Source organism: Halorarum sp. SLYT50, assembly GCF_059821265.1.
This window is the reverse complement of record NZ_CM187555.1, coordinates 2,793,264-2,807,934: the sequence shown is the minus strand read 5'-3', so window position 1 is coordinate 2,807,934 and position 14,671 is coordinate 2,793,264. Positions and strand designations below refer to the sequence as shown.

Annotated in this window: 13 protein-coding genes; 6 read left to right on the top strand and 7 right to left on the bottom strand. The window is 56.8% G+C overall.

Annotated elements, in window-relative coordinates; all coding sequences use genetic code 11:
* Position 1 precedes the first annotated feature (1 nt).
* Positions 2 to 940, bottom strand: a complete 939-nt coding sequence (locus AC6RUA_RS14675; RefSeq protein ID WP_499813741.1) for a PglZ domain-containing protein — start codon at positions 938 to 940, stop codon at positions 2 to 4.
* Entirely contained in the window at positions 933 to 3,740 is a 2,808-nt protein-coding gene (locus tag AC6RUA_RS14670; RefSeq protein ID WP_499813740.1) for a hypothetical protein, read from the bottom strand. Before AC6RUA_RS14670 ends, AC6RUA_RS14675 begins: the two co-directional genes overlap by 8 nt.
* A gap of 318 nt (positions 3,741 to 4,058) precedes the next feature.
* On the opposite strand from AC6RUA_RS14670, the gene AC6RUA_RS14665 reads away from it, so the two are divergent.
* Complete coding sequence (locus AC6RUA_RS14665; protein ID WP_499813739.1) at positions 4,059 to 4,553, top strand: hypothetical protein; 495 nt, start codon at positions 4,059 to 4,061, stop codon at positions 4,551 to 4,553.
* A 496-nt stretch (positions 4,554 to 5,049) separates the two neighbouring features.
* Positions 5,050 to 6,798, top strand: a complete 1,749-nt coding sequence (locus tag AC6RUA_RS14660) for a DUF7845 domain-containing protein (RefSeq protein ID WP_499815455.1) — start codon at positions 5,050 to 5,052, stop codon at positions 6,796 to 6,798.
* Between the two features lie 812 nt (positions 6,799 to 7,610).
* On the opposite strand, the gene AC6RUA_RS14655 is transcribed toward AC6RUA_RS14660, so the two are convergent.
* Positions 7,611 to 8,357, bottom strand: a complete 747-nt coding sequence (locus AC6RUA_RS14655; protein ID WP_499813738.1) for a recombinase family protein — start codon at positions 8,355 to 8,357, stop codon at positions 7,611 to 7,613.
* A 248-nt stretch (positions 8,358 to 8,605) separates the two neighbouring features.
* Between AC6RUA_RS14655 and AC6RUA_RS14650 the strand changes: the two genes are divergently transcribed.
* Positions 8,606 to 8,860 carry a hypothetical protein gene (locus AC6RUA_RS14650; RefSeq protein ID WP_499813737.1) on the top strand — a complete coding sequence of 85 codons (255 nt, stop codon included), beginning with the start codon at positions 8,606 to 8,608 and terminating at the stop codon, positions 8,858 to 8,860.
* A gap of 138 nt (positions 8,861 to 8,998) precedes the next feature.
* Here the strand turns inward: AC6RUA_RS14650 and AC6RUA_RS14645 are convergent, their stop codons facing one another.
* The 4 genes from AC6RUA_RS14645 to AC6RUA_RS14630 form a co-directional block, all read right to left on the bottom strand.
* A complete protein-coding gene (locus tag AC6RUA_RS14645; RefSeq protein WP_499813736.1) occupies positions 8,999 to 9,334 on the bottom strand; it encodes a hypothetical protein in 336 nt (111 codons plus the stop codon).
* Entirely contained in the window at positions 9,331 to 9,624 is a 294-nt protein-coding gene (locus AC6RUA_RS14640) for a hypothetical protein (RefSeq protein WP_499813735.1), read from the bottom strand. Before AC6RUA_RS14640 ends, AC6RUA_RS14645 begins: the two co-directional genes overlap by 4 nt.
* The gene (locus tag AC6RUA_RS14635) at positions 9,621 to 9,854 is read right to left on the bottom strand and encodes a hypothetical protein (RefSeq protein WP_499813734.1); all 234 of its coding nucleotides are present in this window, start codon (positions 9,852 to 9,854) and stop codon (positions 9,621 to 9,623) included. Before AC6RUA_RS14635 ends, AC6RUA_RS14640 begins: the two co-directional genes overlap by 4 nt.
* Positions 9,855 to 9,918: 64 nt before the next feature.
* Positions 9,919 to 11,310: a tyrosine-type recombinase/integrase gene (locus tag AC6RUA_RS14630; protein ID WP_499813733.1), complete on the bottom strand. Its 1,392-nt coding sequence runs from the start codon at positions 11,308 to 11,310 to the stop codon at positions 9,919 to 9,921.
* Between the two features lie 198 nt (positions 11,311 to 11,508).
* Here AC6RUA_RS14630 and AC6RUA_RS14625 point away from each other — a divergent pair, with 198 nt between their 5' ends.
* The 3 genes from AC6RUA_RS14625 (at position 11,509) to AC6RUA_RS14615 (ending at position 14,664) form a co-directional block, all read left to right on the top strand.
* Positions 11,509 to 12,429 (top strand): nucleotidyltransferase domain-containing protein, encoded by a 921-nt coding sequence (locus AC6RUA_RS14625; RefSeq protein ID WP_499813732.1) that lies wholly within the window; start codon positions 11,509 to 11,511, stop codon positions 12,427 to 12,429.
* Entirely contained in the window at positions 12,429 to 13,079 is a 651-nt protein-coding gene (locus tag AC6RUA_RS14620) for a Cap15 family cyclic dinucleotide receptor domain-containing protein (protein WP_499813731.1), read from the top strand. Before AC6RUA_RS14625 ends, AC6RUA_RS14620 begins: the two co-directional genes overlap by 1 nt.
* 250 nt (positions 13,080 to 13,329) lie before the next feature.
* Positions 13,330 to 14,664 (top strand): cytochrome P450, encoded by a 1,335-nt coding sequence (locus AC6RUA_RS14615; RefSeq protein WP_499813730.1) that lies wholly within the window; start codon positions 13,330 to 13,332, stop codon positions 14,662 to 14,664.
* The last annotated feature ends 7 nt before the right edge of the window (positions 14,665 to 14,671 follow it).

The following is a 14,671-nucleotide window of genomic DNA, read 5'->3' as shown; positions in this document are numbered from 1 at the left end:
TTTAGTTACCTCCAATCGTGTTTGTGTTGATACGCAGTACAGGGGTCATGCACTCAGGCAGGCTGAACCCACCGTGCATAATCTTCTTCGTCGCGCCTCGCTTCGTCCACTTGTGGTGACCGCGTACGACGTAGTGGTCACCTTCTCGTTGAATAATGTTCGCACGTTCGAGCAGTTGGAACGCTTGGCTGTTCGAGACCTCGGTAAAGCGACTACTGAACTTACTTTTTAACGACTCTTCTAGCTCGTCCGAGAGCGTGTACGGAGACGTTCCGAGGTGGTTGACGTAGCCGTGGTCGCTCGTGACGAGGAACTCCGTGTGGACACTCTCGTGGACGATGTCCTCCAGCAGGCCCTTCGCGTCCTCGTAGATGTCTTCGACCTCCTCGGTCGAGTAGTTCCCTTCGAGTGCCGCTTCGAGCCGTTTGTCGGGATGACGCGTCCAGACGTATTCCGGCGACGTGCCCGGAAGCTGTGGAACGTCGAGGTCACCGATGTAACGGTAGTCGTCGCGGTTGACCGCTGACGGACTGTGAGCGTTGAACCACTCCCGGCAGATGAACTGTGTCTCACTTGGGAGGCGCTCGATGGGAGCCCACGTGAGCGACACGTCCCATCCGTGTTCGTCCGTGAGTTCCTTTTCGAGACGGAACCCCTCGCGGAGACTGAGCGCATCCATGATGACCCCACAGCCCTCTTCAAGCGACGTGATGGGGTGGTCACCCATCTGCTCGGCAAGCTCGTCGTAGAGCGGTGGGTACAGTTTGGCGAGTTCGCGTTCGAGCAGGCGGGTTCGATACTCCGACCCTCCGAGTTTACGCTCACCGAGCGCATCCTCAGTGCCCCAGATTCGACGGAGACACTCGAAGACCCCGTCGAAGACGTTCTCTTCGGTCAGGAGCGCGTCGAACTCCGACTGTCCGTAGAGTCCTTCACTCACCCTTGTTCACCTTCAGCTTGACCGAGAGCGAAGCGTGTTCGGGGACGTTCAGGTCCATCACGAGCCCCAAGAACGACTGTTTGTTCATCGGTTCGTCAAGCTCGATTGTGAACGTCTCCGTGAGCGAGACCTGCTGGTCAAGGGTACTCGCGCTAATACCGTAGTCCGAGAGTTCGTCTGCGGTCAACGTCCCATCGACCGTGATTTCTGTCTCGTGGATTTCCCACTCTATCCCGAGTTCGCGTTCCAGCGTGTCGATGATGTCCGGCTTGTTGTCGGCGTCCAGCGTCCCCATAATGGGGTGAGGACGAATCTTCGGTCCACTCTCTTCCTCAATACCGAACGCATCGAGCATATCCTCGGTATCGAGCCCCTCGACCGAGACTTTCTCTTCACGCACGTCGCTCGCACTAAACTCGAAGCCGCATTCACTACACTTTGAGCCTTCCAATTCGGAGCCACACTGCGGGCACTCAAAGGCGGTTAAAGCCTCGTCCTTCTCTTTGGGTCCTGTATCGGACTGAGTTGTCGTACCCGTTGATGCGGTACCGCCATTGCTGGCTTTCGAGGACCCGGAGGATGTTCCGGTCGTGTCGATAGTGATGGTCGACTCGTCTTTGTCGTCTTCCTCCTCTTCCAGATACTGCTCGTGAAGCAGGGTCGTATCGCTCCCGAGGCTTCCGACGCGCTTCTCGAAGTAGTTGCCGACCTGGATGACTCCGTCACGACAGAGCGAGTCGATGGCGTCTTCGAGTTCGTCTTCGCTGGTGAGCGTCGTGAACTTCGGATTACGATAGAAGTCGTTCTTGAGGTGTTCGTACTGGATACCCTTGGCACCAGCTTCCTTGACGACGTTCTTGACTTCCGAGCGAAGCTGACTGCTGTCCGGTTTGACGACCTCGACTGTCGCCGCGTAGAAGTCGACGTTGCCTCCGGTCGGAAGGTCTTGCGGGAACAGGCCGCGCTCCGTCGACGTGTGGACAGTGCCATACTTGTCACGGACGCGGTCCCGGAGACTCTGGTAGTTCTGCTCGTCAATCTCGTCGAAGCCTTCGGGGAGAACGTCTTCTTCGCGGGTGAGCTGTTCTCCGGCGACGACTTTTCGTGCGAGTTCGATGATGCCGGTGTTCTTATCGACGCTTGACCGTTTCTCCGGCGTGACGAGGACGAGCGTGTTGTTGAACTCCCGACTCTGTCCCGTAGTGAGTTCCTCGAAGTCTTCGTCGTAGCTCCGCTTCGCGCCGAGCGAGACGACAATCTTCAGTGTCTTGTTGTCGGGGATGTCCTGCTCGGTGTTGACTGGGTCGAGGATGTAGACGTTGTTGTGGCCGTCGAAGAGGTCTTCTCGAACGAGGGACTCCACACGGTGAATCGCGTCGTGTTTGTGGATGTCTTGGGCCTTCTTCTCGATTCGCGCGGCAGGATTCTCGTCTACGTCAAACGCGTACTCGCCGTTGATACGATGAACGTGCCATGCGTGGCCGTAGACCTCCTCGGTAAATATCTGGATGATTCGATGAGCGTTGACCCCTTTCCGCATCGTACCCATCAGCATCTGGCGCTTGTTCGCCCCCTCTTCTCCCGCGCGCGCGAGACTGTGGAGCAGAACGATATTGAGTAGCTCCTCGTGGAATTCGTCGAACGTTCCGTCGGGCTTCTGAAGTCGGTGGTAGTCGTTGACGTATTTTCCGACCAGTTCGCCGTCGATGTACTGGAAGCGGTCGGTGTACGCGAACACGTCCACATTCCCGGAGAGTATGAAGTCCACCTCAGAGAAATTGTCTCGGAGAATCTCGGTCAGGAAGCGGAGGAGCCCGCGTGCGTCCGAACTGATTCGCTGTTCAGAGTATTTCTCCATCAAGAGATTCAGCAAGAGCGGGTGGAAGGGATAGTAGCGCTCGATACGCTCCTGCATATCGTGGTAATCCTCAAGCTGTATCTGGTCGTTCTGACGGTACACATCGGTGTACTCCTTCGCCAGAGCAGAGACACCGTCCGCGTCATTAACGGAACCGATGAGACGGTGGAGGATGAAGTCGATTTTCTCGTCGCGCCGGGACGAGAGGTCGTGAGTGAACGGATTCGTCCGTTGAGTAATCGCTTGTATCTCCTCGTCGTTGTAGAGGAGTGAGACGAAGACGCTCAGAGGGGTATCGTCACGCCCAGCGGCTTCAAGCAGGTTTTGGAGGAATGCGAGGTTGTCCTCCTCGTACTCGGCACGGCTGGCCATCCCAAACCACCGCTCAAGCTCATCAATGAGGACGAGCGTTGGTGTGTCCTCAAGCGTGTCCCTTATCTCGTGAACCTGGGGAAGGTCAGTACCCTCGGCCCACTCGTCAATACCGAGATAATCGCCAACCGCTTCCGATAGCCGGTTGTAGTTCTTGTCCAGATTGAACATCTGGAGCGCGGCTGTTCGCGTCTCGCTCGGGAGTTCTATGTCGATTCCTCGTTGGTCTAGCCATCGTTGACCAATGTCTGGCGAGTTAAAGAGGTGATAGACGACGAGTTCGATGTGGCTCTTCCCACTGCCGTATTCGCCACCGACGATTTGACCCCCTTCAGAGAAGTCGACATCCCCACTAAGCTTACGAGCAGTATTTTTGATAATCGCGGTCAGCGTCTGGGTTGGGTACGTGATGTCGAGGATTCGTTCCGCGTCTTGCTCTGGTGAATCACGCTCATCATAGAGATTGTAGAGTGAAACCTCGTCAAGTAGACCGGACGGGTCTATCGTCCCATCAGATGCTTGAATCTCTTCGCTCGGAGAGACGTAGTCGGCGATGACACCCTCAGTCATCGGAATCTCTCCGTGGAGGATACTCCGCGAGTTGAACCCATGTCGCAACCCTTTCTAATGAACTAATATATCTGTTGTGGAACAACCACTTCAGAACAGACTGGATGTCTATCTCGTCGGCCTATCTGAGATACGCGAGGGTTTCCTACACATATGGAGATACCCTATCTTCTTTCGCTCGTTAGAAGGGTGGTCCCAAGGAGAGGGTGACGGAGACGCGGGTAAACAGGTGTCCACAAGAGAAGGGCTCAACAAGCGGTGAACTAGTTGTCTTGGGGTGGCGACACGCCATTAGTGTCGTATTCGAGTCCTATGCGTATGGCGAAACATCTCGATGAGAGCGATGCGCGATTTCTTCAGTCAGTAGCAAAGCACGGTGGTACGGACGTGACCACCACGACAATCCGACGCGAAACGGGATTCAGCCCCGAGAAGACTCGGTATCGGTTTGGGAAACTTGAAGAGATGGGACATATCTTGGTCGGGTATGCTGACCGGAACACTGGTCCGGGCGATTCTCCGCGGACGGCCACTCTCACAGACAGGGGAAATCAGTCACTTGATACTCTAAATGTAGAGACTAGGTCGGAGCCGGTAACACAGGAGGAGTACGGAGAACGGTTGTTGGAGTTAGAGCGGCAAGTGCGCTTGCTTGTAGATGCAGTTGACCGTCTAGAGTCCTTTGAGGAGGACTGGAATGACGACCTCTGGTTCTTTGACGACGTATGTACTGCTGTTGTTCGGACTCTCCCAAGAGTACAGGCGGAAACGAAGAGGGTGAATGAGGAGTCCTTCTGCGATGAGAACGGGTGAGCTACACCCCAAGCAGGAACTTCGTGTTTGAAGAGACGAGAGAGATGTACCAGAGTCTGTTTACGGTATCTCGGAAGAGTAAATGAAGAAACACATGTAAACAATCACGTGTGGTAACCTACGTGAACAGAGGACTGCCGTCAGAACCCTCTCCGACGGCAGAATCGTGACCACCATTCCCGCAGGATTGGCCGGCACTCTTGAACGCGCTACTCTTGCTCTGTAGCACGGACAGTTCAGAAAGTGGAGACCTGAGGTGGTTGACGAGGGGGATAGCCCTAGGAGCAGGAAACTCCACAAAGTCACATATGCGTACAAGTGCCTAACTGTTCCGTCAATTCGAACGTTCTAGTCATGAATGTGCCATCCCACTCGGGACACACTTAAACACACCACCTTAGACTATGCTGGCAACGTATGGATAGCCCTGAAAGCCTTCCACGGAGAGCATCGCAGACCAACCACGAGCAGTCCCACGCGGCCCAAGGTGGTGAGGATGGATGGTGAGGGAGTCACCTCCACCGGCGACGCCATCGGATGCGAGGACGTAAAGGCCTACGTCACAGGTGCCACTCACGGCGTCAACGTCCATTTTCAACTCAACGACGACAATCTGTTCTACGACGAGTGTCTGCAGGCGTGGCGTGAGATGCACAGCGAGACCGGTCGGATGGGTCACTCGCATTACCCGTTTGTCCTGAACCGTCTAAACGCCTCGTGGACGACCGACGACGACTATCAGACTGTCGGGATGTTCAGCACGGAGATGCACTACGGTCGCACCAACGATGACGGGTCGTGGACGCAGTACAATAGCTACCACCACAACCTCTACGACGACCCATCTACGGGGTCGGAGGGCATCGCCAATAACCCGGCGAAGCGCAAAGTCATTGTCCACAAGCGGTCGTCTGAACTGACGTACGAGGACGGTAACGCGTACAGTTGGCCCGCGGGATGGCATTCGGGCCAGACCTACGAGGGTACAGCCATCACCGTCCAGGCGTCGTACACCGACAACCTGACTGACATCATCGTCGACGCACTCGAACTTCTCGCCGCCGCGTACGGCAAGGAGAAGCTGAAAGGTTTCGCTAGCAGGGTCATCGACGAGACCGTCCGCTTCGATGGCGTGGAGGTACACCACCGCTTCGACCGGATGATGACCGACGCCGCGGTCGAGACCCTCCGTGACTCCGCTCGTCTCGTGGCCACGGGCAACGCCAACGGGAAAGAGAAAGGAGAAATCGAGAAAGGCCACTACAAGCTCTGGGGATTCAGTTCGACAAACCTGGAGGAAATCGGGTTTGACGACACCATCGAGTACGAGTACGACCTACACGGCGAAACATACACTGACGAGGTTGAGTGTCACAAGCACTACCTCAAAGTCTACCAGCACCAACTTGCCGAACAACTCGGTCCCGACCACCCGCTCGGCAACCCGAAGATGGAGGCCAAACTCTACAAGGCTCATCCCGCGCCCGCGTGGGACGCCGTTATCGAACACCTCCACACCGTCTTGAACGCCCATATGGACTGGGCAGGCATCCAGCAAGACGACCTCGTCGCCGATGACTGGTACGACCCAGGAGGGAACGGCCCTCTTGGCGGCGAGACCATTGAGACCACCATCCCCACGACGTACAAGACACGACTCAAGGAGTACTTCAAATCTGATGGCCTCCGAAAGACCGTCATCGGGATGCTGTTCAACCGGCGCACTATGTCCGCCCACGACCTAATGCACCTCATCGTCCGTGAGAGCTACAACGGTCGTGTGTCGTACGACCGCCTCGCAGACCGAACGGGCTTGTCGAAGTCTACCATCGGTAAGCACGTGAAGTCGTTCGTGGATGAGAACTTGGTCAACAAGGAATCTCACGGACGCGCAGGGATGTTCGTCCACATCAGTGAGTTCGCTAAGAAGCACCTGTCGGGACTCCTCGACAAGATGCGCGACCACGGAACCTTCGTCGACGAACTCCGCGAGCGTCGCAAAGAGCGCGAAGCAAACGATTCGAAGAGCGACCACAATAACACCGCCCGCAAGCACGCCGACAAGGACGACGACCCGAAGAAATCCGACCCGTCGACGCCCGAGCAGACCACCGCGGACAGCGACCCTGTTGAGTCTACATGGGTTCCGTTGTCTGATACCGGCTTCAGTCTCGAAGACGTAGCGTGGTACCTGACCGACGGTGTATTCAGTGAGAGTGACGTGGCGCTGAAACGCTCCTCATAGGCCTACTCCACCCGCGGGAAGCTGGGTTGTGAGCAACAGCCATTGACGGCACTCTCTTTTCGCGGACTCCCAACCATTCTATCCAGCCAGAAAGGTGAGACCGCTCACCCGATTTTGAGTTGAATCCGATTTCGGTGTACCATTAACCCACACAACGTCACAAACTGCGATAAACAGAATTCGAATTTCTAGAGTGAAAACGGTACGCTCGGTGTGTGAAGCGTATACAGACGACGTTTTAACCGCTTTGTCTCGCCAGTTTGTCGGCCACTCTCCCTTAGGCATATGCCGCTAACGCGGAGACCGAACATCTTGGGCGCTCGCAGAACGCGAGCGCCCGCTCCGCTCCGACAACATGTGAGTAGAGTGTTGAAAGGTCACCAGCAGAATCGTTATAGCATCGACAAAACGCACTCGCAGACACCACCTTCACCAGATGTGGCCAGAGTTTCTCAGTCTCTATAGACCTCAGACAGTACGACATCAGTAAGTAGCCTGTTGAAGCGTCAGGGCACAGAACACTACGCCCCACTGCCCCTAGCTGGTCAAAGTGAAAGACAGCCTGTGGTCACTACTGGTTCACCGCAGAGATGATACATTGTGCCTCTGGCACCGCAAAACGCGCACTCGTAGCGTTTATGAACGTACTCAGTGTTCGGCCTACGAGACAGTCTACTGAGCGTGTCGTAGAAGGACCTTTCCCCGACGAACTACCGTACTCAGCCCTGTTTCTTCGGTCCTGAGGTTCAGAAGGGTGGGGTAAATCCGTGTGTGGAGCGACGCTCTGACAGAAAATCAGCTATTCACGCCGTTCACGACGACAACTCGGTCAACGCGTCGGCCACTCGGCTGTCGTTAGCCTCGGGGTTGTCGGCATACCACATACGCCGCCCGTCATCTTGGTCGATGTTCGAGAGCGTCTGCCGGGTGACGTTCGGAGTCCGCTTGGCTACCGCGTTGTAACTCTCGTCGTCGGCCAGTCGGCCAAGGGCGTCAACGATGTCGAAGTATCCCGTCTCACCCGTCTCGTAGTCAGGGTCGAGGTTTGGCTTCAGGTATCCATCGACACGGATGAACCCGGCTGGAACTTGACCGAGCCACTTGCCCGCTTTGCGGGCACGACGCTGTCCTGATTGGGTGCGACGGATGAGTGCCCGTCGTTCCTCGGCGGCGACCGAGGCGATGATGTCGGCGACGAGCCGGCCTGTACCGTCCGGACGAATTTCTCGAACGCTTCCATTCGTCACGTGGATGGTTGCCCCAGCATCCTCCGCGGCGTCGAAGAACCGCTGAGCGAGTAGTCCTTTGCGGGCGATGCGAGAAACCTCCCAGACAACTACGTCGCTGTACTCTCCGTTCTCGATGCTCTCGACGAGGGCCAGGAACTGGTTGCGGTCCTCGCTCGCCCCGCTGGCCTGCTCGGCGTAGAGGTCCACCTCGCCGAGGGCGAGGTCGTGGCGTTCGAGCCAGTCGATGATGTCGTCCCGCTGGTGTTCGTCGTCTTGGTCGGCGGTAGACCGGCGAACATACACGGCCACTTCGCCAAATGTCGTTGTCATGAACGGGACCAGGTTACACGTGTAGGACTATATAAACATAGTCGGTCGCTTACAGGTTGTGAACGGGTGACCACTCGTTTACACCTGAGTGAACACCAATAGAGTCAGACAACCATCACGAAGTATGCCAACACAGGCAACGCAGTCGGACGACGACCAACTCGACTTATTCGAATACGCCCGATAGAAGACCCTCTTTTTCCGTTCGACACCCAGGGATTATCGTCGAGTCCATCGACCGTCATAGTATGGCCGACCCCGACGTAGACCCTGACGAGGAGACTAAATTGCGGTGGCAGGACGCAATCATCGAACACGAACGACGCATCCAACTGGTGCCGATGCGAGTGGCCGACGACGGGCGAGTCAAGGACACGAGCGGAGGTATGAACACGCAGTTCGACACCGAGGATGAGTTCGACGAGGCCGTTGAAGCGTATATTGAGTGGCTGGAGGAGGCGTGTGAGAATCTGGACTACTATCGAGAGGAATATCTAGATTAGCTCTCGTCAAAGAAGGAATAAGACTATCACCCGGTGGCGGTCACCGCGGGGTATGCACGATGACGAACGCCCCGCTCCAAGCAACCTCACCGACGACCTCGTCGACGAGTGGCGGTCAGAGTAGACCTCCAACCACCCTTATTCTACGGCTCTCGCTCCGCCGACTGAGAGTCGCCCATCTGTCGCCTCCAGCCAATCATCTCGGTCCATCAGGCAGTCGCCCTCGACCCATGTGACGGTCTCTCGGTCAAGTGCGTCGACTAGTTGGCGGTGGACCATCGCCTCGCCCCCTTCGATGGCCATCGTCCACGCGGCGGAGACGGCCTCGGCGTGGCGGCACGAGTTGGGACCCGGGTGGTCGCAGTCGCAGACGATGGACGTTGTCTCGTCCGGTTCCCGTTCGGGTTTCACCACGAGGATGACCTCGAACACGTCCACGATGAACACCCACTGCCACCGCGTCTCCTGCGTCATTCCTCGTCCTCCTCGTCGACCTCGCAGAGCCGGTCTCGGTCGACCCCCTTGACCACGTCGGCGAGGTCCCGTTCGAGTCGGGAGATGAGTCGGCGGAGTTGGTCCGATGAGAGCCCCCGGTGGCGGGGGATGACGGCCACGTCTACTGGCACTCGTGCTGGTCCCCGCGGCGTCTCCATCCCGTTGACGATGGCCAGCATCTCCTTCGCCGACCTGAGTTCCTGTCGGAGGTCTGCCTCGGGTCCGTCCCCGACGGGGACGTGCGGCGTCCACTCTACGTCGTACCTCATTCGTCGCCGTCCTCCTTCACCGGGGGCAGGGCTCGTCGCGCGGCGGCTTCGCCCACCGAGTCTACGCCCGTCATCGCCGCGACGACTAGTTGGCGGGCTCGCTCTGCGCCGGCCCAGTCGACGAGGTACTCGGTGTCGATGTATTCTCCCCCAGCGAGGTCGAGGGTGAACGGGGTCTCGTCAACGGCGTAGCCGTCGCTCGTGGCGTCGTTTGGCTCTCTTGAGGACATTCACGCTAAAATAGTCGATAATGCTATATGACTGCTTTCATGTGTTGAGTTGACACTTCCGGCGTCAGTCACCCGCTCGCTCTGCATTGCGGTGGGCCAACCACTCGTCCACATCCTTAACCTGGGGGTCGGGTGCGGGCGTTTCTCTGGGCGAGAGCCACTCAGGTATGTCTTCACCCGACGAGGCGCACGTGTTGACGACGCGCTGGGCGACCTGCATCCGTAACTCCTCCCGTACGTCGTCGAAGTCCTCGTACAACTCATGAGGGTCACGGAGGAACCGGAGGTACACGGGGTCGTCTTGGTCGTCGTTGACGAGGGTCATGTACTCCTCGAACCAGTCGGGCTCTCTGTAGAGCTTGAGTTGGGCATGGCACTGGGGACACTGGGACCAGTTGAGCCAGTCGTCTATGGGGTAGTTACATCGAGGGCAGTCATCAAGAGCCGGGGAGCGGAGTGGCGAGTCTTCGACCTCGAATCCCATCATCTCAGCCATCTCTGCGTGGCGTTCGGTGTCGTCGGTGTGGTCGTAGCGGTCTAGTTGGTTGCTCTTAGGACCCCAATTCATGTGTTGCTTTATCTGACGGTCAGAGTATCCCTCACGTCGCATGTGGGTGGTTCTCGTGTGACGGAAGTTGTGCGGGTGGACTTTCGCTTCGTCAATGTCTGAGTTGGCTACAAGTCGCCGCATCCGTCGGCGGACGAACGATGGGATGAGACCGTTCGTGGCCGGGTTCTCAGCATCGTAGTGGTCCTTCGACACGGTGAAGAACGGCGCGTTGTCGTTCTCGGGGTCTGGGTGTTCCTTTACGAGGTAGTTTTCGAGGAACACTTGACTTGGTGCGATAACTATACTGTGGTTCTCCGCACCCTTGAGACCGACCGCCTCCTCGTTGAACTCAACGAGCGTCGTGCCGCCTGGACCCTCTCCGAACTTTACATCCCCCACACGGAGTGAGAGTATCGCGGAGAGCCGAGCGCCTGTCTCGTAGAACAGGTAGATGAGCGCACGGTCACGTTCCAGACGGGCGCACTCGGTTAGGAGTCCCTTGAGTTCTTCGGCCGAGAGAACTTCGTCCTCGTCGACATCGTCGGCTTCGTCCTTCGTGAACTCGATTTCGTCTGCCTCGTCGTTCTGTCCGTGGAAGCGGAAGAACACCCGAGCCGCTTTTTCGTAGTTCCTCTGGGTACCGTCACTCCACCCTCGCTTCTTCTTGAGCCTGATAATGAGTTTGTCCATGCTGACACCGTTGTGGTCCAACAACGGCTTCTCGGCGTTGTCTGAGAGGATGCGTAGGCAAGATACGTGGTTTATTACCGTCGACTTTTCTTTGTTCTTCACCCTCGTGATGTACTCTTCGATGGCCTCTACGTCCTCCTCCTCATCTAGCTCTTTGACTTTTCCTCGTTGGCTCAATAGCTGTCCGGCGAAGTTCTGTGGGTCGTCGACTGGCATTGTCTACTGACCAGGACGAGAAATCACCGTGATATATCTGACTACCTCTATATTTAAATAATAGTATCTGATTCGGCGGCTTGATACGGAGCATTAGAGCGAGGAGCAGAATCTATCTTTGTGGAGGCGTTTGTCTTAACTAATGATGGTTGAGGGGAACGATTCAAGTGGGTAAGATGATTAGTATGGAATAACTAGATGAGCATTCAGTCCACTGTGCTTGAAAGGTGGATAAACCAAGGTTCTACCACAAATTCAAGTCAGACATATAACTCAGTACAGAACGCTCTGAAGAACAGTCGGTATGGACTTGAACGAGATGATTTTGAACACAGCTACGAGATTCATCTTCAAGGGTCATATGCAAATCATACGAACGTATACGGAACGAGTGACGTGGATGTCGTTGTCCGCGTTACCAAACCATTCCAAGAGGATTTATCTGGTCTCAATCGCCAGCAACAGGCCCGTTTCTGGAATAAATATACTGACCTGAACTACGAGTGGGAAGATTTCTACAGACGAGTTAAAAGGGCCCTCCGAGGATATTTTACCCGAGCTAATTTGGAAGTTGGGGATAAAGCTATCAAGGTAAAGAGTGGAGATGATAGTCCGATTCCGAAAGATGCTGATGTGGTTGCTTGTGCGGACTACCGGAAATACTTTGACTTCTCATCTGATGGAACGGAGGATTATGCGACTGGGATGTTCTTCAGAACTCAATCAACTGGTCGCCCAATCATTAATTACTCCAAGATTCATCGAAAAAACGGCTCTAAGAAGAACGATTCGACAGGCGGTCAGTACAAACCAACAATCCGGATGTTTAAAAACGCGAAGAACACCGCGACTGATAGGGGGTTGTTGTCTGAGGGTATAGTTTCGTCATACTATCTAGAGGGGTTACTATACAACGTTCCCAACAGGCGCTTCACCAAGTCTGACTTACAGGAGCGATATATGGATATTCTGGATTGGCTCCAAGATGCGGATATAGACTCATTTCCAGAACAGTCAGAGATGTACCCACTCTGTACCACTGGTGACCCTGACCGGTGGTCTACTGCAGAGGCTGAATCTACAGTAGAAGGCCTCATTGATTTGTGGGACAACTACTGATGCACCCGTACTCAATCCAAAGTCCTCGATGGAGGAAAATTGGGTATCTGATGCTGGTTACAGTAGTGCTATCCAGCCCAGTTAATACAGCACTCCAACAACTTGTTCGTGGAATTCCGGTGGTGAACCTAGGCGACCTTTCGCCAGCATTGTCAACTCTATCAATATTTACTCTTCTATACTTTGTGTGGAACAGGTATCTGTGGAGGTTCCCTATTATTGACCGGTTCACAGAACCTCCTGATTTGAGGGGAGAGTGGTTTGGTCAACTGGAATCCTCTCACTTTCAGGAAACGCTAGAAGACTACGAGACCGATGGGGGTGAAGAGTCAATACGACCAAGGATGGTTGTCAAACAGACTTGGACGCAAATTTCAGTAACAATATATTTCCACAATTCCACGTCAATTAGTACTACAGCATCTTTCCTTCAAGATATGTCTGACCCAATACTTCGGATTACATATCGAAACACTCCAGATGGGGGGTCAAGTGCTGAAATGACCATGCACACTGGAACGAACGACCTTCGCTACTCCCAAACAGATAAGGGTGAGTTCCTTGGGGGAAAATACTACACCGACGAACATCGGAATAATCATGGCGAAATTCGGATGAAAAAGAAAGACGATGGTATAAAATTGCGGTGAGGAATCCTTGGTACACCATATCAACGCTCGGAGATAGTAGAACTAAATCGCTGACTGGGATTCGACACCTATAGAGTCGTATCCGCCCGGGACTACTCTTCCTCCGACCGACTCGGTGCACCCGAGCGCCGACGGCTCCACGGAGCGTCGCCGTCGGCTCCGGGTCGAACGACTCGCCCTCTCGGCCGGCGTTCGTGCGTACCGGTACCGCACGTCAACCTCTATCGCGGTTCCGGCCCAGGTAGTACGTATGACACACACGGTCGAAGAGTCCCAGAGCCGCCCGACCGATGGGCCCTCGAAGCTCCCACTGCTCGGCCACTCGCTCGCGTACCTCCGCGACCCGTTCGAGTTCATCACCCGGAGCGCCCGCGCGGGCCGGGTGGTCCGGTGGGAGTTCCCGGGGCGAGCCGTCTACCAACTCAACGACCCGGAGGACGTCGAACAGGTGCTCGTCCACCAGAACGAGCGGTTCGTCAAGGGGGGACTCGTCCGGCGGGTGGTCGGGTCTATCAACGACCACGGACTGCTGGTGACGGAGGGCGAGGAGTGGCGTCGCCAGCGGACGCTCGTCAACCCGGCGTTCCACGCGGACCGACTCGCCGAGTACGCCGAGTCGATTCCGCACAAGACCGACCTGATGGTCGACGGGTGGGAGGACGGGGAGACGCGAGACGTTCACGCGGATCTCATGCGACTCACGCTGGAGATCGTGGCCGACGCCCTGTTCGGCGTCGACATCCGACGGCGGTCGGACGCCATCGGGAACGCGCTCGAAACCATCATGGCTCGGTCGGAGAACCCGTTCGTGGACGTGGCCCCCCGATGGGCGCCGACACCCGGAAATCGACGCTTCCGCCGGGCGGTGGCGGACGTGGAGGATATCGTCGCGGACATCGTCGAGGCGCGCGAGACGGACCCCGGGTCGGACGTCGTGTCGGTGCTGCTGAATCCGACCGACGGCGGGGACCGGCTCCCGAGAGACCAAATCGTGGACCAGGTGATGACGCTGCTGCTCGCCGGTCACGAGACGACGGCGCTCGCGTTGACGTTCACGCTCTACCTCCTGGGGCAGCACCCGGAGGTGGAGCGGCGACTCCGCTCGGAGGTCGACGAGGTGCTCGGCGACCGGCCGCCGACGGCCGACGACCTCCCGGACCTCCCGTACACGGAGCGGGTCGTCACGGAGTCGCTGCGGCTCTACCCGCCGGTCCACACGATACCGCGCGAGTCGGTCGCACCCGTCGAACTCGCCGGGTACCGCTTCCCGACGGGCACGACGTTCACCGTCCACCAGTGGACCGTCCACCGGGACGCGCGCTTCTACGAGGACCCGCTCGCGTTCCGTCCCGAGCGGTGGACCGAGGAGATGGAACGAGGGCTCCCCCGATTCGCGTACTTCCCGTTCGGTGGCGGCCCGCGGCGCTGCGTCGGCGACCGGTTCGCCACGATGGAGGCGCGACTCGTGCTCGTGACCCTCGCGCGACGCGTCCACCTCGAACTCCTCTCGCCGGCGTCGCTCGACCTGGCGTCGACAATCACGACCCGGCCGAAGGGACCGATAGAGGTCGTCGTCCACGAGTGACACGACC